This window comes from Enterobacter sp. IF2SW-B1, assembly GCF_001743375.1.
GTDB lineage: Bacteria > Pseudomonadota > Gammaproteobacteria > Enterobacterales > Enterobacteriaceae > Enterobacter > Enterobacter bugandensis.
In genome coordinates this window covers 35,301-54,634 of sequence record NZ_MJAA01000015.1, presented here as the reverse complement: position 1 = coordinate 54,634, position 19,334 = coordinate 35,301, and the positions used below count along the sequence as shown (strand labels likewise).

The 19,334-nt window shown below is 56.7% G+C and carries 17 protein-coding genes and 4 tRNA genes; 15 read left to right on the top strand and 6 right to left on the bottom strand.

Translation table 11 applies throughout. The annotated features are described in order from the left end of the window. Position 1: 1 nt before the first annotated feature. The 9 genes from wzxE to A6013_RS22645 all read left to right on the top strand — a co-directional run bounded on the left by wzxE (position 2) and on the right by A6013_RS22645 (position 6,566). On the top strand, positions 2-1,252 hold the full coding sequence (gene wzxE / locus A6013_RS22685; protein ID WP_045260999.1) for a lipid III flippase WzxE: 1,251 nt from the start codon (positions 2-4) through the stop codon (positions 1,250-1,252). Beyond that, entirely contained in the window at positions 1,249-2,328 is a 1,080-nt protein-coding gene (locus A6013_RS22680) for a TDP-N-acetylfucosamine:lipid II N-acetylfucosaminyltransferase (RefSeq protein WP_041911821.1), read from the top strand. Before wzxE ends, A6013_RS22680 begins: the two co-directional genes overlap by 4 nt. After that, entirely contained in the window at positions 2,325-3,677 is a 1,353-nt protein-coding gene (wzyE, locus tag A6013_RS22675) for an ECA oligosaccharide polymerase (protein ID WP_028014806.1), read from the top strand. Before A6013_RS22680 ends, wzyE begins: the two co-directional genes overlap by 4 nt. 12 nt (positions 3,678-3,689) lie before the next feature. After that, the gene (gene wecG, locus A6013_RS22670) at positions 3,690-4,430 is read left to right on the top strand and encodes a lipopolysaccharide N-acetylmannosaminouronosyltransferase (protein ID WP_045631338.1); all 741 of its coding nucleotides are present in this window, start codon (positions 3,690-3,692) and stop codon (positions 4,428-4,430) included. A gap of 197 nt (positions 4,431-4,627) precedes the next feature. Beyond that, a complete protein-coding gene (locus tag A6013_RS22665) occupies positions 4,628-6,013 on the top strand; it encodes an amino acid permease (RefSeq protein WP_069733808.1) in 1,386 nt (461 codons plus the stop codon). 102 nt (positions 6,014-6,115) lie between these two features. Beyond that, positions 6,116-6,192: transfer RNA gene (locus tag A6013_RS22660), tRNA-Arg, on the top strand. A 68-nt stretch (positions 6,193-6,260) separates the two neighbouring features. Further along, positions 6,261-6,336: transfer RNA gene (locus A6013_RS22655), tRNA-His, on the top strand. 21 nt (positions 6,337-6,357) lie between these two features. After that, a tRNA-Leu gene (locus tag A6013_RS22650) sits at positions 6,358-6,443 on the top strand. Positions 6,444-6,489: 46 nt separating this feature from the next. Beyond that, positions 6,490-6,566 (top strand) — tRNA-Pro (locus A6013_RS22645). Positions 6,567-7,072: 506 nt separating this feature from the next. Here the strand turns inward: A6013_RS22645 and A6013_RS22640 are convergent. The 5 genes from A6013_RS22640 to hemC form a co-directional block, all read right to left on the bottom strand. Then, positions 7,073-8,284, bottom strand: a complete 1,212-nt coding sequence (locus tag A6013_RS22640) for an MFS transporter (RefSeq protein ID WP_069733807.1) — start codon at positions 8,282-8,284, stop codon at positions 7,073-7,075. 173 nt (positions 8,285-8,457) lie between these two features. Next, positions 8,458-9,657 carry a protoheme IX biogenesis protein HemY gene (hemY, locus tag A6013_RS22635; protein WP_069733813.1) on the bottom strand — a complete coding sequence of 400 codons (1,200 nt, stop codon included), beginning with the start codon at positions 9,655-9,657 and terminating at the stop codon, positions 8,458-8,460. Between the two features lie 2 nt (positions 9,658-9,659). Continuing rightward, positions 9,660-10,847, bottom strand: a complete 1,188-nt coding sequence (hemX, locus tag A6013_RS22630; protein WP_041911826.1) for a uroporphyrinogen-III C-methyltransferase — start codon at positions 10,845-10,847, stop codon at positions 9,660-9,662. 20 nt (positions 10,848-10,867) lie between these two features. Further along, positions 10,868-11,608 (bottom strand): uroporphyrinogen-III synthase, encoded by a 741-nt coding sequence (gene hemD, locus A6013_RS22625; RefSeq protein ID WP_045631336.1) that lies wholly within the window; start codon positions 11,606-11,608, stop codon positions 10,868-10,870. Beyond that, positions 11,605-12,546, bottom strand: a complete 942-nt coding sequence (gene hemC, locus A6013_RS22620) for a hydroxymethylbilane synthase (protein WP_032644935.1) — start codon at positions 12,544-12,546, stop codon at positions 11,605-11,607. Before hemC ends, hemD begins: the two co-directional genes overlap by 4 nt. A 350-nt stretch (positions 12,547-12,896) precedes the next feature. Here hemC and cyaA point away from each other — a divergent pair, with 350 nt between their 5' ends. Further along, a complete protein-coding gene (gene cyaA / locus A6013_RS22615) occupies positions 12,897-15,440 on the top strand; it encodes a class I adenylate cyclase (protein WP_069733806.1) in 2,544 nt (847 codons plus the stop codon). A gap of 43 nt (positions 15,441-15,483) precedes the next feature. Here cyaA and cyaY read toward each other — a convergent pair whose 3' ends face one another. After that, positions 15,484-15,804 carry an iron donor protein CyaY gene (gene cyaY, locus A6013_RS22610; protein ID WP_003860816.1) on the bottom strand — a complete coding sequence of 107 codons (321 nt, stop codon included), beginning with the start codon at positions 15,802-15,804 and terminating at the stop codon, positions 15,484-15,486. 135 nt (positions 15,805-15,939) lie between these two features. On the opposite strand from cyaY, the gene A6013_RS22605 reads away from it, so the two are divergent. From A6013_RS22605 to yigB, 5 genes are read left to right on the top strand one after another with little or no spacing between them, the layout of a single operon-like run. Next, positions 15,940-16,143, top strand: coding sequence for a lipoprotein (locus tag A6013_RS22605; RefSeq protein ID WP_041911830.1), 204 nt, complete (start codon positions 15,940-15,942; stop codon positions 16,141-16,143). Positions 16,144-16,178: 35 nt separating this feature from the next. Further along, complete coding sequence (dapF, locus tag A6013_RS22600) at positions 16,179-17,003, top strand: diaminopimelate epimerase (protein ID WP_041911831.1); 825 nt, start codon at positions 16,179-16,181, stop codon at positions 17,001-17,003. Next, on the top strand, positions 17,000-17,707 hold the full coding sequence (locus A6013_RS22595; protein WP_045260992.1) for a DUF484 domain-containing protein: 708 nt from the start codon (positions 17,000-17,002) through the stop codon (positions 17,705-17,707). The genes dapF and A6013_RS22595 overlap by 4 nt, the downstream gene beginning before the upstream one ends. Next, positions 17,704-18,606, top strand: coding sequence for a tyrosine recombinase XerC (gene xerC, locus A6013_RS22590; RefSeq protein WP_059357714.1), 903 nt, complete (start codon positions 17,704-17,706; stop codon positions 18,604-18,606). The genes A6013_RS22595 and xerC overlap by 4 nt, the downstream gene beginning before the upstream one ends. Next, a complete protein-coding gene (gene yigB / locus A6013_RS22585; RefSeq protein WP_069733805.1) occupies positions 18,606-19,322 on the top strand; it encodes a 5-amino-6-(5-phospho-D-ribitylamino)uracil phosphatase YigB in 717 nt (238 codons plus the stop codon). Before xerC ends, yigB begins: the two co-directional genes overlap by 1 nt. Positions 19,323-19,334 lie beyond the last annotated feature (12 nt).

Genomic DNA, 19,334 nt, shown 5'->3' with positions numbered 1-19,334 from the left:
TATGTCTCTGGCAAAAGCATCGGTGTGGACCGCCGCGTCCACGCTTGTAAAAATTGGTGCCGGACTGCTGGTCGTCAAGCTGCTGGCCGTCTCATTCGGCCCCTCAGGCGTCGGGCTGGCGGGCAACTTCCGCCAGCTTGTTACCGTCCTTGGGGTGCTGGCCGGTGCCGGAATCTTCAACGGCGTAACCAAATACGTTGCCCAGTATCATGATGATGCGGCCCAGCTTCGCAGGGTAGTGGGCACCGCGTCGGCAATGGTCACGGGCTTTTCGACCCTGTTGGCGATTGTGTTTCTGCTGGCCGCGGCGCCCATTAGCCAGGGATTGTTCGGGCACACCCATTATCAGGGGCTGGTGCGTCTGGTCGCGCTGGTCCAGATGGGCATTGCCTGGGCTAACCTGCTGCTGGCGCTGATGAAAGGTTTTCGCGATGCAGCCGGGAACGCGCTTGCGCTCATCCTGGGTAGCGTCATCGGCGTGATTGCCTATTATTTCTGCTACCGCCTGGGTGGCTATGAAGGCGCACTGCTTGGGCTGGCGCTGGTTCCGGCACTGGTTGTTGTGCCTGCGGCGTTCATGCTGATGCGCCAGGGCGTTATCCCTCTGAGCTACCTGAAACCGCAATGGGACAAGGTGCTTGCCAGCCAGCTGGGTAAGTTTACCCTGATGGCGCTCATTACTTCCGTCACGCTGCCGGTGGCCTACGTGATGATGCGAAACCTGCTGGCGGCGCATTACAGCTGGGATGAGGTGGGGATCTGGCAGGGCGTAAGCAGTATTTCCGATGCTTACCTCCAGTTTATAACGGCTTCCTTTAGCGTTTATTTGCTGCCAACCTTATCGCGTCTGACGTCCAGGCAGGATATTACCCGCGAAATTTTCCGCTCCCTGCGTTTTGTATTACCCGCAGTGGCGGCGGCCAGTTTGACCGTCTGGTTATTGCGTGATGTCGCCATCTGGCTGCTGTTCTCGGCGAAGTTTACCGCCATGCGCGATCTTTTTGCCTGGCAACTGGTGGGTGATGTGCTGAAAGTGGGTGCTTACGTTTTCGGCTATCTGGTGATTGCGAAAGCCTCGCTGCGGCTGTATATCCTCGCGGAGGTTAGCCAGTTTGCATTGCTGACAGCATTTTCGCACTGGCTGATACCCGCGCACGGTGCGCTGGGGGCGGCTCAGGCCTACATGGCAACCTATATCGTTTATTTCGCTGCCTGCTGCGGCGTATTTTTATTGTGGCGTAAACGCGCATGACTGCACTGATTCACATCCTGGGATCGGATATCCCACACCATAACCAGACCGTTTTGCGGTTCTTCAACGACGAGCTGGCATCGGGCAATCCTGATGCGCGCGAGTTTATGGTTGCAGGTCAGGATAATGGCCTGAGCGCGGCGTTTCCGGCGCTGACAATCACCTTCTGGCCGGATAAAGCTACCCTGGCGAAGGCGGTTATTGCCAAAGCCAAAGCGGATCGTGAGCAACGTTTCTTTTTCCACGGGCAGTTCAATACCGGCCTGTGGCTGGCTCTGCTCAGCGGGGGAATTAAACCCTCCCAGTGCAGCTGGCATATCTGGGGAGCCGATCTCTACGAAGTCTCGCGCGGCTGGAAATTCCGTCTTTTCTATCCGCTGCGTCGCATGGCGCAGGGAAGGGTGGGCCGCGTTTTTGCCACCCGTGGCGATCTGAATTATTTTGCGAAGCAGCACCCTAACGTGCGCGGTGAGCTACTCTATTTCCCAACCCGTATGGATCCGGCGCTGAACACCATGGCGAATGACGCGGTTCGCGAAGGCAAGCTGACGGTGCTGGTGGGGAATTCCGGCGACCGCAGTAACGAACATGTCGCCGCGCTCCGGGCGGTACACCAGCAGTTTGGCGACACGGTGAACGTGGTGGTGCCGATGGGTTATCCGGCCAACAACGACGCCTACATTGATGAGGTTCGCCAGCAGGGGCTTGCGTTATTCAGCGAAGAAAATCTGCACATTCTCAGCGAAAAGCTGGAGTTTGATGACTATCTTGCGCTGCTGCGAAAATGCGATCTGGGCTATTTCATCTTTGCTCGCCAGCAGGGGATTGGTACGCTGTGCCTGCTGATTCAGGCTGGTGTACCGTGCGTGCTTAATCGTGAAAACCCGTTCTGGCAGGACATGGCCGAGCAGCATATTCCGGTGTTGTTCACCTCAGACGCGCTGAATGTCGAAGTGGTACGTGAAGCACAACGCCAGCTCACGCTGGTGGATAAAAATAGCATCGACTTTTTCAGCCCGAATTACCTCACGCCGTGGCACCGCGCGCTGCGTATCGCTTCAGGAGACAACGCATGAGTCAGTTGCAGTTTAGCGGCTTACTGGTTGTCTGGCTTCTGAGCACGCTATTTATCGCCACGCTCACCTGGTTTGAGTTCCGCCGGGTGCGCTTCAACTTTAACGTGTTCTTCTCGTTGCTGTTTCTGCTGACCTTCTTTTTCGGCTTCCCGCTGACCAGTATTCTGGTCTTCCGTTTTGACGTGAGCGTCGCGCCGCCGGAAATTCTTCTCCAGGCCCTGCTGGCGGCGACCTGCTTCTATGGTGTTTACTACGTCACCTATAAAACGCGTCTGCGACCAGCGCAGGCCGCTGCCCCGCGTCGGGCGCTCTTTACCATGAACCGGGTGGAGACCCATCTGACGTGGGTGATGCTCATGACGATCGCCCTGGTCAGCGTCGGCATCTTCTTCATGCATAACGGCTTCCTGCTGTTTAAGCTCCACTCCTACAGCCAGATTTTTTCGGCTGAAGTCTCAGGCGTGGCGCTTAAGCGATTCTTCTATTTCTTCATCCCGGCGATGCTGGTGATCTTCTTCCTTCGCCAGGACAGCAAGGCATGGCTGTTCTTCCTGGTCAGTACGGTTGCGTTCGGTATCCTGACCTACATGATCGTGGGCGGTACGCGTGCCAACATTATCATCGCTTTCGCTATCTTCCTCTTCATCGGCATCATCCGCGGCTGGATCTCGCTGTGGATGCTGGTTGCGGCAGGGGTATTTGGCATTGTGGGGATGTTCTGGCTGGCGCTGAAGCGTTACGGGATGAACGTGGCGGGCGACGAGGCGTTTTACACGTTCCTCTACCTGACGCGCGACACCTTCTCGCCGTGGGAAAACCTGGCATTGTTGCTGCAAAACTACGACAAGATTGATTTCCAGGGGCTGGCGCCGATTGTGCGCGATTTCTACGTCTTTATCCCGAGCTGGCTCTGGCCGGACCGCCCTGGCGTAGTACTCAATACCGCGAACTATTTTACCTGGGAAGTGCTGAACAACCATTCGGGCCTGGCGATCTCGCCAACCTTGATTGGTTCCCTGGTGGTGATGGGGGGAGGCTGGTTTATCCTGCCGGGCGCGTTTGTCGTCGGGTTGATTATTAAGTGGTTTGACTGGCTTTACGTGCGCGGTAACGAAGAGACCAACCGCTATAAAGCGGCCATTTTGCACAGTTTCTGCTTTGGTGCCATTTTCAATATGATCGTTCTGGCGCGCGAGGGGCTGGACTCGTTCGTTTCGCGCGTGGTGTTCTTCATGGTCGTTTTTGGCATCTGCCTGTTACTGGCCAAACTGTTGTACTGGCTGTTCGACAGCGCAGGGCTTGTGCACAAGCGTGAGCCACAGGGCAGCACAACGCTGTCGCAAGTCTGAGTAGGGAAAGTAATGACTGATAAAACTTCTGCACCGCGCTATGCGCTTCGTGGTTTGCAGCTGATTGGCTGGCGCGACATGCAGCACGCGCTGGATTTTCTGTTCGCCGACGGGCAGATGAAATCCGGTACGCTGGTCGCTATCAATGCAGAAAAGATGCTGGCGGTGGAAGATAACGCCGAAGTCAAAAGCCTGATAGAAGCGGCTGAATTTAAATACGCGGACGGTATCAGCGTGGTCCGCTCTATCCGTAAAAAATATCCTGACGCTAATGTATCTCGCGTGGCGGGTGCCGATCTCTGGGAGCAGCTTATGGCCCGCGCTGGCGCGGAGGGTACGCCGGTGTTCCTGATTGGCGGTAAGCCTGAGGTGCTGGCCGAGACCGAAGAGAAACTGCGTCGTCAATGGAATGTTAATATCGTTGGCAGCCAGAATGGTTACTTCAAGCCTGAAGACCAGCAGGCTTTGTTTGCCCGCGTGCGCGACAGCGGGGCAAAAATCGTCACCGTGGCGATGGGGTCCCCGCGCCAGGAGATCCTGATGCGCGACTGCCGTCTGGTCTGCCCGGATGCGCTTTATATGGGCGTCGGCGGCACCTACGATGTCTTTACCGGCCACGTGAAGCGCGCGCCGAAGATTTGGCAAAATATGGGGCTGGAGTGGCTCTACCGCCTGCTCTCCCAACCCACCCGCATTAAACGACAGATTCGACTGCTTCGCTACCTCACCTGGCACTATACCGGTAAAATGTAATCAAAATGTAGCGCGATATGCTGTTCGCGCTGCAACTCACCTGCAAAGCTGCTGATAATTTGTGCAATGCATTCATTTTTTTAATGCATCGTTTGCCATTTGGCCGATTTTAAGAAACCATTCGCACCGTATTTTAGTACCCCTAAAAAACAATAACCGGTATTAAGCCGGGAAACAGCAAACACAATCGAGGATCTATGGCAGAGAAACAACCGGAGCTACAGCGTGGGCTGGAAGCTCGTCATATCGAACTGATAGCGCTGGGCGGCACTATCGGCGTTGGCCTGTTTATGGGCTCCGCAAGCACCCTCAAATGGGCAGGCCCTTCCGTATTACTGGCGTATATCATCGCCGGGCTGTTTGTTTTCTTCATCATGCGCTCAATGGGCGAAATGCTCTTTCTGGAGCCGGTGACCGGTTCCTTCGCCGTTTACGCACACCGCTATATGAGCCCGTTCTTCGGCTACCTGACGGCCTGGTCATACTGGTTTATGTGGATGGCGGTGGGCATCTCTGAAATCACCGCCATAGGGGTTTATGTCCAGTTCTGGTTCCCGGACATGGTCCAGTGGATACCGGCACTCATTGCCGTGGGGCTGGTGGCGCTGGCAAACCTGGCCGCCGTGCGCCTTTACGGTGAAATCGAGTTCTGGTTTGCGATGATCAAAGTAACCACCATCATCGTGATGATTGTTATTGGCCTGGGCGTGATTTTCTATGGCTTTGGCAACGGCGGACACGCCATCGGCTTTGGCAACCTGACTGAACACGGCGGCTTCTTCGCCGGCGGCTGGAAGGGCTTCCTGACGGCGCTGTGTATTGTTGTGGCCTCGTATCAGGGCGTGGAACTGATCGGGATTACCGCCGGGGAAGCGAAAAACCCGCAGGTTACGCTGCGTAGCGCGGTGGGCAAAGTGCTGTGGCGCATCCTGATTTTCTACGTGGGCGCAATCTTCGTTATTGTGACCATCTTCCCGTGGAACGAAATCGGCACGACGGGGAGCCCGTTCGTATTAACCTTTGCGAAGATTGGGATTACAGCAGCAGCGGGTATCATCAACTTTGTGGTCCTGACGGCAGCGCTTTCAGGCTGTAACAGCGGGATGTACAGCTGTGGCCGTATGCTCTACGCGCTCTCGAAAAATAACCAGCTGCCTGCGGCAATGAGTAAAGTCTCACGTGCTGGCGTGCCGGTAGCGGGCGTCGCGGTCTCCATTGTCATCCTGCTGATTGGCTCCTGCCTGAATTACATCATCCCTAATCCGCAGCGCGTGTTTGTTTATGTTTACAGCGCCAGCGTGCTGCCGGGCATGGTGCCGTGGTTTGTTATCCTCATTAGCCAGCTGCGTTTTCGCCATGCGCATAAAAAAGCGATCGCCAGCCATCCGTTCCGCTCGATCCTTTTCCCGTATGCGAACTATTTGACGATGGCGTTCCTGATTTGCGTATTAATTGGAATGTACTTTAATGAAGATACCCGCATGTCGCTGTTTGTCGGGCTGATCTTCCTGGCGGCAGTGACGGTCGCGTATAAGTTTTTTGGCCTGGGTCGCCGTGCCACCACGCAGAAAGTGGAGGAATAAGCGGCAAAATGTGCAAACCATAACCAAACGCGCTTTTTTTTCAAAAAAGCACTAGACAGCGGGGACGGAGGTACGTAATATCCAGCCCCGCAACGGCGCTAAGCGCCCGTAGCTCAGCTGGATAGAGCGCTGCCCTCCGGAGGCAGAGGTCTCAGGTTCGAATCCTGTCGGGCGCGCCATTTTAGTTCCCGGCGCTAGAGCTGCGGTGGTCTGAGAAGTAGTCAGTACCGCGTGAAAGAATACAGTGGTGGCTATAGCTCAGTTGGTAGAGCCCTGGATTGTGATTCCAGTTGTCGTGGGTTCGAATCCCATTAGCCACCCCATTATTGAAAGAGTTGTGAATTGCGAAGGTGGCGGAATTGGTAGACGCGCTAGCTTCAGGTGTTAGTGTCCTTAGGATGTGGGGGTTCGAGTCCCCCCCCTCGCACCACGACTTTTTAAATGAATTGAACTAAAAATTCAAAAAAGCAGTACATCGGCGAGTAGCGCAGCTTGGTAGCGCAACTGGTTTGGGACCAGTGGGTCGGAGGTTCGAATCCTCTCTCGCCGACCAATTTTGAACCCCGCTTCGGCGGGGTTTTTTGTTTTCTGTAAGTTTTCTTCCCTGTCGTTATCTCCAGAAAGCACCCTTTATCATTGTCGCGATTCAGTGACATGTAAGTCATTGAAAATAAAATAAATAATTATTTTTGGGATTTACTGTCTCTTCCTGGCGACATATTTCTGCTTTTGCCGATACGCTATGAAGCTTCAGAGGCTACTTAACAGCATAATTTCCTTTTATCTTAAAATGTTGCGCCATGTAAAAGTTCTGCGTGTAAATCTGGCACGTTACGTGCAATAATATACGCGTAGATGCTCATTCCATCTCTTATGTTCGCCTTAGTGCCTCATAAACTCAGGAATGACGCAGAGCCATTTACGGTGCTTATCGTCCACTGACAGATGTCGCTTCGGCCTCATCAGACACCATGGACATAACGTTGAGTGAAGCACCAAATATGTTGTCTTACAGACCTGTTTTAACGCCTGCTTTTATAGCAGGCGTTTTTTTATGTCTTATTCCCGATACCCACGCATGATCAGGGCGACCAACAGCAGGGCCGCTGACGAGACCGTATAGAGCGCCAGCACTGAGCCAAGCCCAACAGCCACTATCGCTGTAATGCCGGTGAAAAGCGAGGCGCTGAGCGTTTGCCAGCGCCAGGCTTTACCGCTGGCTGACGCGGTTTGCGTGAAATGAAAACTGCTGAGTACGCCAAACGTGCCGGCTGCGAAGAGAACGTTTGAGGCCAGATGCGCGATAAAGATCATCCCCAGCGCACATGCCATCCACCCGGACAACAACGGCAGCATTCCATAAGCGACAAGAAAAATACCGAGACAAACGATGATTCGCGGCGTGTGGACGGCAAAGCGCGTCAGGCTCTCTTTTTTTAGCAGCATGGGGCCGCAAAGTTGTCCCATGCTCCTTGCGAAAAGCAGAGGCAGAGCAAGGCCCGCCGCATCCTGAGGATGGAGCTGCTGCGCCAGGGCCGGAAGTAGCGCCATAGCCGGTGAGCCGACGGCCGCCAGCGCCGGCAAAATGAGCAGGCTGCGCTTTTGCCGAACGGTCAACGTCCGCCAGCGCAGTGGCGCGGGGGCTGCCTCTTCACCGGGGAGAGGTAGCAATGGCGCAGAAAACCGCCGCCCAGCCAGCCACAGCAGCAGCAGCGACCCGAGAAAACTGGCGGCATCAATAGCCAGTAAGGTAAACACGGAGGTCTGCTTGAATAGCACCACGCCGAGTCCAGTACCTAATAACACCTGAGAAGCAAAAATCACATTTTCCAGACAGGTCGCAGCAGGCAGCTCTGTTTCGCTAAGTCCGCGTTTAAAGAGCAATGTCAGCGCGGGCCAGCTCATCCCGCTGAGCAGCGCTTCGGTGGATTGCACGGCGAGTAGCGAGGCAATGCTGTGATAACCCGCACCGAGCAGGGGGAAGAGCAGGGCGAGCAATCCCAGCCCCTCGGTCAGTAGCAGCAGGAATACTGGAGAATAGCGCGAGCACAGCTTTTCGCCGATCGCGCTGCCGATGAATCCCGGAACCGTTGCGAAAAGAAAAGCGAGGGTGAGCAGGGCGGGCGGGGCCGACCACGCTAACAGTAAACCAAAGACTACGACCTGGGTTAAACCATTTCCCAGCGAAGAAAAGATAAAAGCACAGGCAAGCAGGCGCAGCCAGCGGTGGCAGCGCAGCGCTTCAATAAGCGCATACAAAAGCGAGTTCATGAAGATTTCCTTTCAAAAACGATTTAATCCACGCTGCAGAAAGTGCGCGTGTGTGAAAAAAGGTTAATGAAAAGACATCGTTACATTGGCGGGTTCGTTTGCAGATGTGGGTGTAAAGAATGTAGCAGGAGAAAGGCGATTAAAAAAGGAGGCCGTCTGGCCTCCTTTTTTATTTATTGCGGGTTACCGTTATTTTGCAGCGTCAGCAATAGCCCATCGCGCCGCATGGCGGCCGCCTCTTCTGGCTTATGCTGTTTGTCCAGCGTATCGGCAAGCCACGCGTAGTCAAACGCATCCGGACGCTGTTTCAGTGCCGCACGGAAGGCCAGGCTCGCCTCTTGCCATTCGCCGTGCTTCATCAGCGACTGGCCCAGGGTACTCCACAGCAGCGGACGGTCACCGACGGTTTTGATCTGCTGGCGCAGCACTTTTTCGACCTGCTCAGGGTTATTGGTTTTCAGGCGCGGGATCACCATGACCAGGCGATCGTCGTACTGGCGCTTCAGGCCGTCGAGAAGGATCTCCTGGGCGGTGTCATGATCGTCACATTCAATAAGATGTTCCGCCATGGCCACCTGCAGGGGGACCTGCAGGCGCGTTTTCCGGCTCTGATTCTTCCACCAGGTTTTCAGGCCTTCGCTGCCCAGGTCGGCGCGCGCCTGATCCATCAGGCCAATCCATGCCAGACGCTGAAGTTCATCACGATGTTCATCATCACCCACCTCGGCCTTCGCCATCGACGGAATGATGTCCAGCAACGAGCCCCACGCTCCGGTACGAATATAGGCCTGCTCCGCAAGGCGCAGGACTTCCGGATGACGCGGTGCGATTTCCAGCAGACGGTCAATGCCGTGGCGCGCCGCGTGGTTCTCATTGCGCGCGAGCTGCAGGCGGACGCGGGTAATTTCCACTGGAATCGGGTCGCCAGACGCCAGTTCTGACGCGCGTTCCAGATGCTGGTTAGCGCGGGCTTCATCACCGCGCTGCTGCGCCGCTTCGGCGGCCAGAAGATAGTTCACCACCGGCTGTTCCGCGTGATCGGCGTTTTTCGACATCAGCTTTTCAACCTGCTGGTAATCGCCTTCGGCCAGCTTTAGCAGTGCCTGTTCCGTTTGCTTACGGGCGCGGCGACGCTTACGGCCAACGAACCAGCCGCGGGTATGGGCACCGGTGCGGAAAATACGGCGCAGGATCCATTCAACGGCAAGCAGGACCACGACGCCGAGGATCAGAACGATCGCCAGACCCGTTACGCTGGTTTCAATGTTGTAGTTATCGGTCTGGATCAGGACGTATCCCTGATGACCTGCAAGCATCGGGCCCAGGACGATCCCGGCGATCAGCAGGATGAAGAGTAAAAGGACTTTTAGCATCATTACTCTCCCTGTGGCGCGCTTTCAGGCGCTGGTGCCGCCGCTGTGCCGGTCTGCCCGGCCGGAACGCCCGGCTGCGCCAGCAGGTTACGCACGCGCGTCTGCATCAGCTTCTCCAGAATCGGCTGGCTGGCCAGTTTATCCGGCACGTTCATGGTGATGTTCTGCTGGCTCAGCTTGTCGATATCTTCGAGGAAGGCGGTGGTCGTTGCATCATCGGTGTTGTAGTAGGCGCGTACCCACGTCGAGACGTTATCCAGCGCCTGTTTGTACGTTTCTTCCTGATGGCGCGGTACGGCCTGCGCCGCGACCAGCAGGCGGGAACGGATGTTTTCGCGCAGATAGATATCCTGATTCGGCGCTAACAGCGGTACGGCGGTTTCATCGCGACGGCGGATGGTGATGAAGCTGTCCATAAAGTTTTGCCAGCTTTTCTGCAGGTTTATGCGCCATTCGCTCAGGGAGCTGGACAGCTCGGTACCGTCAGAGTCCATCGGGGAGTCGTCGTCATTGTTATCCGCCAGCTGCAGGTTATCTATTTGATTCGAAAGCTGGTTCACCTTGAGGATAATGCCGTCGTAATCCACCTGTGAAACGGCGGAGAGGCTGGCGATATCTTCGGTAATCGCACGGCGCGCGGTAATGAGGCTCGGATCGTTCATGTCGGCCAGGCTCGCATCGGCGCTTTTCAGCAGCGCGGCGGCGGTGGTCACGTCCTGATCGCTCCACAGCTTACGCCCGGCGAGTTTGACGAGGAAATCGGCCTGCGAGAGCAGCCAGGTTTTGGCATCGGTGCCGGAGATCGTGGCGACTTTCTGCTGTACTTCGCCCAGCTGTTTGGTCAGCTCTTCCTGTTTGCTGTTCGCCTCGGCAAGCGCGGCGGCCTGCTGCTTAATCACCGCTTCCAGCTCGGTTTTCTGCGTTTCCTGCGCTTTTTGCAGGGAGGTAAGCTGATTGACCAGCGTATCGCTGGTGGCCGTCTGGTTAGCACTCTGTTGCTTTACCAGACCATACAGGCCGACGCCTGCTGCCAGCGCAATGGCGATGGCAATCGCGCTCAGCGCGAGGCTGGTTTTATTGCTGCCGTTTTTCTTCTCAGCGGTTTTCTCAGTCGTCTCTGGCTGTGGCGTTGTCTCCACAGTCTCCCTGGTCTCTTCAACCACGGCGGAGGATTTTTCGTGTTCCGTCATTATGGCTTCCCATTTGAGAGTTATTGTAATGCGCGCAGCAGCGCATCGTTGTCGGCGTTATCAGCGATCCGAATATCCTGCCAGCCCAGTTCCCGGGCGAGGTTCGCCAGACGCTCACTGACGACCAGAAGCCGACAGCGGAGTAACCAGTTTTCGCGATACCAACGCGGTATCAGCGACCAAAGCTGTTGTAACATTTCACCGCTGGTGACCACCAGCGTATTAATACCGCGCGCGTGCCAGCGCATCGCCTCTTCTGCACCGTCGTAGTGTTTCGCACAGCGCTGGTAGCACTCAACAAACGTGACGTCAGCCCCGCGTTCCCGCAGCGTTTCACCCAGCAGTTCGCGGCCACCGTTGCCGCGCAAAATGAGCGCGCGCTTTCCGGCAATAGTTTGTAATTCAGGTAATTGTAGCAAGACTTCGCTGATTTCCCGATCCAACGGGTAGCGAACGTCTGTTCCACTCACGGTATGTAAGGCCAGCGCGGTGGTTCTGCCGATAGCGAAATAGCGCGGAGCGGTCGGCCAGCGTGTCCCCGCCTGTTGCAGCTGCGCATGGGCAAATTCCACGGCATGCTGCGATAGCGCAAACAGCAGGTCGCCTTCCTGCAGGGTATTCATCTGGTCGGCGAGCGCAGAGAGCTCCCGACCGGGGGAGAATTCAATTAGCGGAAAACTCCAGGCCACCTGCCCCAGTGCGCGCAGACGGCTCACTAACTGCTCTCCTGCGGGAGAAGGGCGGGTGACAAGAATACTCATGCAGGGGGTTCTCCGTTATAGACCTCGGCCAGAATTTCACGCGCGCCGTTATTCAGCAGCTCTTCCGCCAGCGACACGCCAAGCGCTTCGGCATCCTGCGGCTTGCCGCGACGTTCGCCGCGCACCATCTGTGAACCGTCCGGCGCGCCCACCAGCGCACGCAGCCACAGTTCACCGTCTGTTAATTCAGCATAGCTGCCAATCGGCACCTGACACCCACCTTCGAGGCGAGTATTCATCGCCCGCTCGGCTTTTACGCGGGTTGCGGTCTCGTCATGGTTCAGCGGAGCGAGCAGCTCGCGGGTACGCGCATCGTCCAGACGGCACTCAATACCGACGGCGCCCTGTCCGACGGCCGGCAGCGACAGCTCTGGCGGCAACGCCACGCGAATACGTTCCTCCAGCCCCAGGCGCTTCAGGCCTGCAACCGCAAGAATAATGGCATCGTAATCGCCGTTATCCAGCTTGCCCAGACGCGTGCCAACGTTACCGCGCAGCGAGCGGATGATAAGGTCAGGACGACGCTCCGCCAGCTGACACTGACGGCGTAAACTGGACGTGCCAACCACGCTACCCGCCGGCAGCGCGTCGAGCGAGTCATAGTGGTTCGAGACAAACGCGTCACGCGGATCTTCGCGCTCGCAGATGGTCACCAGCCCCAGCCCTTCCGGGAACTCGACGGGCACGTCTTTCATCGAATGTACGGCGATATCGGCGCGGTTCTCAAGCAATGCCAGTTCCAGCTCTTTGACAAACAGGCCCTTGCCGCCCACTTTCGCCAGCGGCGTATCCAGAATCACGTCACCGCGCGTGACCATCGGCACCAGCTCGACGCGCAATCCACTGTGGCAGGCTTCAAGGCGCTGCTTAACATAATGTGCCTGCCAGAGCGCGAGAGGGCTTTGGCGTGTGGCAATTCTCAAAACATTGTCTAACATGCTTGTTACCGTCATTATCAATCGCTAACCATCCTAACATTGTTGACTCTGGGATGGCAGTTTTACGGTTGATGAAGCGTGAGAGGGACAAGGCGGCGTATTCGTCAGCCATAGCCGTATTCAGGAATTTACACGTACAGAACGGTGCTACACTTGTATGTAGCGCATCTTTCTTTACGGTCAACCGGCAAGGTGTTAAATTGATCACGTTTTAGACCATTTTTTCGTCGGTACCACCATAATGACAAGGGCGAAAAAAGGGTAACGGTTATCTTTTTGAAATACTGCGGGCTCGCTGTTATTCGTGTTTTGAATAGCTTACGACACCCGGAAACATCAGGCGATACGTCTTGTACCTCTATATTGAGACTCTGAAACAGAGACTGGATGCCATAAATCAACTGCGTGTGGATCGCGCGCTTGCTGCCATGGGCCCTGCTTTCCAGCAGGTATACAGTCTGCTGCCGACATTATTGCACTATCACCACCCGCTGATGCCTGGCTACCTTGATGGTAACGTTCCCCAGGGCATTTGCCTCTTCACGCCTGATGAAACCCAACAGCATTATTTGAACGAGCTGGAACTCTACCGCGGCATGCCGCCTCAGGTTTCTCCGAAAGGTGAACTGCCGATTACCGGCGTTTACTCGATGGGGAGCACCTCATCGGTAGGGCAGAGCTGTTCTTCGGACCTGGATATCTGGGTCTGCCATCAATCCTGGCTCGATAACGAAGAGCGCCAGCTGCTGCAGCGTAAATGCAGCCTGCTGGAAAGCTGGGCGGCCTCGCTCGGCGTGGAAGTGAGCTTCTTCCTGATTGATGAAAACCGTTTCCGCCATAATGAAAGCGGCAGTCTGGGTGGTGAGGACTGCGGCTCGACTCAGCACATCCTGTTGCTGGATGAATTTTACCGTACTGCCGTTCGTCTGGCCGGGAAGCGTATTCTGTGGAATATGGTCCCGTGCGAAGAAGAAGAGCATTACGACGACTACGTCATGTCGCTTTACGCGCAGGGCGTACTGACGCCAAACGAATGGCTGGATCTGGGCGGCCTCAGCTCCCTGTCCGCCGAAGAGTACTTTGGCGCAAGCCTCTGGCAGCTCTACAAGAGCATTGATTCACCGTACAAAGCGGTGCTGAAAACCCTGCTGCTGGAAGCCTACTCGTGGGAATACCCTACGCCCCGCCTGCTGGCGAAAGATATCAAGCAGCGCCTGCACGATGGCGAAATTGTCTCCTACGGGCTCGACGCCTACTGCATGATGCTGGAGCGCGTTACCGAATACCTGAAAGCCATTGATGACGACACGCGTCTTGACCTGGTGCGTCGATGTTTCTATCTCAAGGTCTGTGAAAAGCTGAGCCGTGAGCGCGCCTGCGTGGGCTGGCGTCGTGAAGTGGTCAGTCAGCTTGTGAAAGAGTGGGGATGGGACGAAGCGCGTCTGTCCATGCTTGATAACCGCGCCAACTGGAAGATCGATCAGGTGCGTGAAGCGCACAACGAACTGCTCGACGCGATGATGCAAAGCTACCGTAACCTGATCCGCTTTGCGCGCCGTAATAACCTTAGCGTCTCCGCCAGCCCGCAGGATATCGGGGTGTTAACCCGTAAGCTGTACGCCGCGTTTGAAGCGCTGCCGGGCAAAGTGACCCTGGTTAACCCGCAGATTTCGCCTGACCTGTCTGAACCAAACCTGACCTTTATCTATGTGCCGCCGGGCCGCGCAAACCGCACCGGGTGGTATCTGTACAACCGTGCGCCAAGCATGGATTCGATTATCAGCCATCAGCCGCTGGAATATAACCGCTATCTGAACAAGCTGGTGGCGTGGGCCTGGTTTAACGGCCTGCTGACCTCGCGCACGCGCCTGTTTATCAAAGGCAACGAGGTGGTCGATCTCGCTAAGCTGCAGGAGATGGTGGCGGATGTCTCGCACCACTTCCCGCTGCGTCTGCCTGCGCCGACGCCAAAAGCGCTCTACAGCCCGTGCGAGATCCGTCACCTGGCAATCATCGTTAACCTGGAATACGACCCGACGGCGGCCTTCCGCAATCAGGTGGTCCATTTTGACTTCCGCAAGCTGGACGTCTTCAGCTTTGGCGAGCAGCAAAACTGCCTGGTGGGCAGCGTAGACCTGCTGTACCGCAACTCGTGGAACGAAGTGCGTACCCTGCACTTCAACGGCGAGCAGGCGATGATTGAAGCGCTGAAAACCATTCTCGGCAAGATGCACCAGGACGCCGCGCCGCCGGACAGCGTCGAAGTGTTCTGCTACAGCCAGCACCTTCGCGGTTTAATTCGTACCCGCGTGCAGCAGCTGGTGTCTGAATGCATCGAACTGCGCCTCTCCAGCACCCGCCAGGAAACCGGGCGATTTAAAGCGCTGCGCGTCTCCGGGCAGACGTGGGGCCTGTTCTTCGAGCGTCTGAACGTGTCGGTGCAGAAGCTGGAAAACGCTATCGAGTTCTACGGCGCGATTTCACACAACAAGCTGCACGGCCTGTCGGTTCAGGTGGAAACCAACCACGTCAAGCTGCCGCAGGTGGTGGATGGCTTTGCCAGTGAAGGGATTATTCAGTTCTTCTTTGAAGAGTCGGGCGACGATGCCGGGTTCAACATCTACATTCTGGATGAGACCAACCGCGCCGAGGTGTATCACCACTGTGAAGGCAGCAAAGAGGAGCTGGTGCGCGACGTCAGCCGCTTCTACTCTTCCTCGCATGACCGTTTCACCTACGGTTCCAGCTTTATCAACTTCAACCTGCCGCAGTTCTACCAGATTGTGAACGTGGATGGGCGAGCGCAGGTGATCCCGTTCCGTACGCAGGCGATTACCCCTGCGGCGCCTGCGAATCAGGATACCGCACCGCTGTTGCAGCAGTATTTCTCCTGAGGCTTTTCGCCCGGTAAGGCGCAGCCGCCACCGGGCAACAAAACTACCTGAAACTCACGTCCTCGCCCGCCTGCGCGGTCGCCGCCTGTTCCAGCAGATCCCAGAACGTTTCGCCGCTGCGATCGCAAACCCACTCGTCACCCTTCAAATCAAAGTGATAGCCGCCCTGTTTGGCCGCCAGCCACACCTGGTGAAGCGGCTCCTGACGGTTAATAATAATTTTGCTGCCGTTTTCGAAGCTCAGGGTCAGAATGCCGCCGTTGATTTCACAATCGATATCGCTGTCGCCGTCCCAGTCGTCGATACGTTCTTCGATGGTCATCCACAGGGTGTCGGCAAGGCGATGGAATTCACTGTCGTTCATGGTTTTGTTCCTGTTTTTCGTGATGGCGGCAGTATAACGCTAAATAATTCCCGTTGCAGGAAAGCGGCAAACTCTTGCTTTTGTGTCTTCTCCTGCGATGATAGAAACAGATTTGAACTTACGGGCAACTTTATAATGAAAAACGCTTTCCGAACGCTTGCCGTTCTCATCACGCTGTTTAGCCTGACCGGCTGCGGACTGAAGGGACCACTCTACTTCCCGCCTGCGGATAAAACCGCGCCGCCGCCGACAAAACCGGTTAACAGCGGCATCGAGTCTTCCACGCCAAAGACTAACGATCGTGGCGATAACGGCGGTCCGACTCAGGTTAACCTCTGACGACAACGTTCTGTACCCGCGCAATGGAGCAAATGATGCAGTTCTCTAAAATGCATGGCCTTGGCAACGATTTTATGGTCGTCGACGCGGTAACGCAGAATGTGTTTTTCTCCCCGGAACTGATCCGCCGCCTGGCGGATCGGCACGTGGGCGTGGGGTTCGATCAGCTGCTGGTGGTTGAGCCGCCCTACGATCCTGACCTCGATTTCCACTACCGTATTTTCAACGCTGACGGCAGTGAGGTTAACCAGTGCGGCAATGGCGCGCGCTGTTTCGCCCGCTTTGTCCGCCTGAAAGGGCTCACCAATAAGCGCGATATCCGCGTCAGTACCGCCAACGGTCGTATGGTGCTCAGCGTTACCGACGATGAGCTGGTGCGCGTCAATATGGGCGAGCCTAACTTCGAGCCTTCCGCCGTGCCGTTTCGCGCAAACAAAGCGGAAAAGACCTATATTATGCGGGCGGCCGAGCAGACAGTATTGTGCGGCGTTGTCTCGATGGGTAACCCGCACTGCGTGATTCAGGTGGATGACGTGGAAACTGCGGCGGTCGAAACGCTCGGTCCGGTGCTGGAGAGCCACGAGCGGTTCCCGGAGCGGGCGAACATCGGCTTTATGCAGGTGGTGAAGCGTGAACACATCCGTCTGCGGGTTTACGAGCGCGGCGCGGGCGAAACCCAGGCCTGCGGAAGCGGCGCCTGTGCGGCGGTGGCCGTCGGTATCTCCCAGGGGTTACTGGCAGAAGAGGTTCGCGTGGAATTACCGGGCGGGCGTCTTGATATCGCCTGGAAAGGAGCGGGTCATCCACTGTACATGACTGGCCCGGCGACACATGTTTATGACGGGTTTATCCATCTATGAAACAACCAGGGGAAGAACTGCAGGAAACAGTGACGGAACTGGACGACAGCGCTGTTGTTGATTATCTGCTGAACAATCCTGAGTTTTTTATTCGCAATGCACGCGTCGTCGAACGAATGCGCGTGCCGCATCCGGTTCGCGGGACCGTGTCGCTGGTCGAATGGCACATGGCGCGCGCCCGTAACCACATCAACCAGCTTGAAGAGAACATGACGCTGTTGATGGAGCAGGCCAGCACCAACGAAAGCCTGTTCTATCGCCTTCTGCACCTGCAGGCGCGTCTGGCCTCGGCGCACAGCCTTGAAGAGTTTCTCAGCCGCTTCCACCGCTGGGCGCGCGAGCTGGGGCTGGCGGGCGCAACGATTCGTCTGTTCCCTGATCGCTGGCGCATTGGCGCACCGTCGGGGTTCACCCATCTGGCGCTCAGCCGTCAGGCGTTTGAGCCGCTGCGCATTCAGCGCCTGGGCCATGAGCATCACTATCTGGGGCCGCTGAACGGACCTGAGCTGCTGGTAGTGCTGCCGGAAGCCAAAGCGATTGGCTCGGTAGCGATGTCGCTGATGGGGCGCGATGGCGACCTGGGGGTAATATTATTTACCAGCCGCGACGCGCACCACTATGAGCAGGGGCAAGCCACGCACCTGCTGCAGGAGATCGCCCTGATGCTGCCCGAGCTGCTGGAGCGCTGGATTGAACGCGTATGACGGACGGACTGCTCGCCACTGACGTCACCCGGTTTCTGCGCTATCTGGGCGTTGAGCGTCAGCTCAGCCCCATCACGCTGCTTAACTATCAGCGTCAGCTTGATGCCATCATGCAGATTGCCGAAGAAATCGGCCTGAAAAGCTGGCAACAATGTGACGCCGCCACGGTACGCGGGTTCGTCGTGCGTAGCCGTAAAAAAAATCTTAGCCCGGCGAGCCTTGCGCTCCGGCTCTCTGCCCTGCGCAGCTTTTTCGACTGGCTGGTCAGCCAGGGCGGCCTGAAAGCTAACCCGGCAAAAGGGATCGCCACGCCAAAAGCCCCGCGCCATCTGCCGAAAAATATCGACGTCGACGACGTAAACCGCCTGCTGGATATCGATCTAAACGATCCGCTCGCCGTGCGCGACCGCGCGATGCTGGAGGTGATGTACGGCGCGGGCCTGCGTCTCTCCGAACTGGTGAACCTCGACTTAAAGCATCTCGATCTGGAATCCGGCGAAGTGTGGGTGATGGGCAAGGGCAGCAAAGAGCGCCGCCTGCCGATTGGCCGCAACGCCGTCTCCTGGATTGAGCACTGGCTGGATCTGCGTGGCCTGTTTGGCGCGGAAGAGGATGCGCTGTTTTTATCAAAGCTCGGCAAGCGGATCTCCGCGCGTAACGTGCAGAAGCGTTTTGCGGAGTGGGGCATCAAGCAGGGGCTGAACAGCCACGTGCATCCCCACAAGCTGCGCCACTCCTTTGCGACACACATGCTGGAATCGAGCGGCGATCTCCGTGGCGTGCAGGAACTGCTCGGCCACGCGAACCTGTCGACCACTCAAATCTACACCCACTTAGACTTCCAACACCTTGCCTCGGTGTATGACGCGGCGCATCCACGCGCCAAACGGGGGAAATAATGCGTTTTTACCGCCCACTCGGTCAGATCTCAGCCCTGACGTTTGACCTTGATGACACCCTTTATGACAACCGCGAGGTGATCCTGCGTACCGAGCAAGAGTCACTGGCGTTTGTGCAGAACTACCATCCCGCGCTGAAGGCGATGCAGAACAAGGACTTCCAGAAGCTGCGTCAGTCCCTGCGGGAGACCGAGCCGGACATTTACCACGACGTGACCGAATGGCGTCGTCGCGCGGTTGAGCAGGCGATGCTGAACGCGGGTCTGAGCGCACAGGATGCCGCCGTCGGTGCCGAAGCGGCAATGGAAAACTTCGCCAAATGGCGCAGCCGTATCGACGTGCCGCAGGAAACCCACGACACGCTGGCGAAGCTTGCCGAAAAGTGGCCGCTGGTGGCCATCACCAACGGCAATGCCCAGCCGGAGCTGTTTGGCCTCAGCGGTTATTTTGAATTCGTGCTGCGCGCGGGTCCGCACGGGCGCGCGAAGCCGTTCAGCGACATGTATCACCTGGCAGCGGAAAAACTGAATTTGCCGCTCGGTAACATTCTTCACGTGGGCGACGATCTGACCACCGACGTGGCGGGTGCCATCCGCTGCGGCATGCAGGCCTGCTGGATCAAGCCAGAAAATGCGGAGCTGATGACCGCAACAGACAGCCGTCTTCTGCCGCACGTGGAAATTTCGCGGTTGGCATCCCTCACGACGCTGATATAATCATCAATTGTT

What these genes read in the sequence shown, in the direction of transcription:
- dapF (WP_041911831.1), top strand. Translation starts at nt 16,179, where the DNA reads ATGCAGTTCTCTAAAATGCATGGCCTTGGCAACGATTTTATGGTCGTC.
- xerC (WP_059357714.1), top strand. Translation starts at nt 17,704, where the DNA reads ATGACGGACGGACTGCTCGCCACTGACGTCACCCGGTTTCTGCGCTAT.
- cyaY (WP_003860816.1), bottom strand. Translation starts at nt 15,804, where the DNA reads ATGAACGACAGTGAATTCCATCGCCTTGCCGACACCCTGTGGATGACC.
- A6013_RS22595 (WP_045260992.1), top strand. Translation starts at nt 17,000, where the DNA reads ATGAAACAACCAGGGGAAGAACTGCAGGAAACAGTGACGGAACTGGAC.
- wecG (WP_045631338.1), top strand. Translation starts at nt 3,690, where the DNA reads ATGACTGATAAAACTTCTGCACCGCGCTATGCGCTTCGTGGTTTGCAG.
- A6013_RS22605 (WP_041911830.1), top strand. Translation starts at nt 15,940, where the DNA reads ATGAAAAACGCTTTCCGAACGCTTGCCGTTCTCATCACGCTGTTTAGC.
- hemD (WP_045631336.1), bottom strand. Translation starts at nt 11,608, where the DNA reads ATGAGTATTCTTGTCACCCGCCCTTCTCCCGCAGGAGAGCAGTTAGTG.
- A6013_RS22640 (WP_069733807.1), bottom strand. Translation starts at nt 8,284, where the DNA reads ATGAACTCGCTTTTGTATGCGCTTATTGAAGCGCTGCGCTGCCACCGC.
- hemC (WP_032644935.1), bottom strand. Translation starts at nt 12,546, where the DNA reads ATGTTAGACAATGTTTTGAGAATTGCCACACGCCAAAGCCCTCTCGCG.
- A6013_RS22665 (WP_069733808.1), top strand. Translation starts at nt 4,628, where the DNA reads ATGGCAGAGAAACAACCGGAGCTACAGCGTGGGCTGGAAGCTCGTCAT.
- A6013_RS22680 (WP_041911821.1), top strand. Translation starts at nt 1,249, where the DNA reads ATGACTGCACTGATTCACATCCTGGGATCGGATATCCCACACCATAAC.
- yigB (WP_069733805.1), top strand. Translation starts at nt 18,606, where the DNA reads ATGCGTTTTTACCGCCCACTCGGTCAGATCTCAGCCCTGACGTTTGAC.
- hemY (WP_069733813.1), bottom strand. Translation starts at nt 9,657, where the DNA reads ATGCTAAAAGTCCTTTTACTCTTCATCCTGCTGATCGCCGGGATCGTC.
- hemX (WP_041911826.1), bottom strand. Translation starts at nt 10,847, where the DNA reads ATGACGGAACACGAAAAATCCTCCGCCGTGGTTGAAGAGACCAGGGAG.
- wzxE (WP_045260999.1), top strand. Translation starts at nt 2, where the DNA reads ATGTCTCTGGCAAAAGCATCGGTGTGGACCGCCGCGTCCACGCTTGTA.
- wzyE (WP_028014806.1), top strand. Translation starts at nt 2,325, where the DNA reads ATGAGTCAGTTGCAGTTTAGCGGCTTACTGGTTGTCTGGCTTCTGAGC.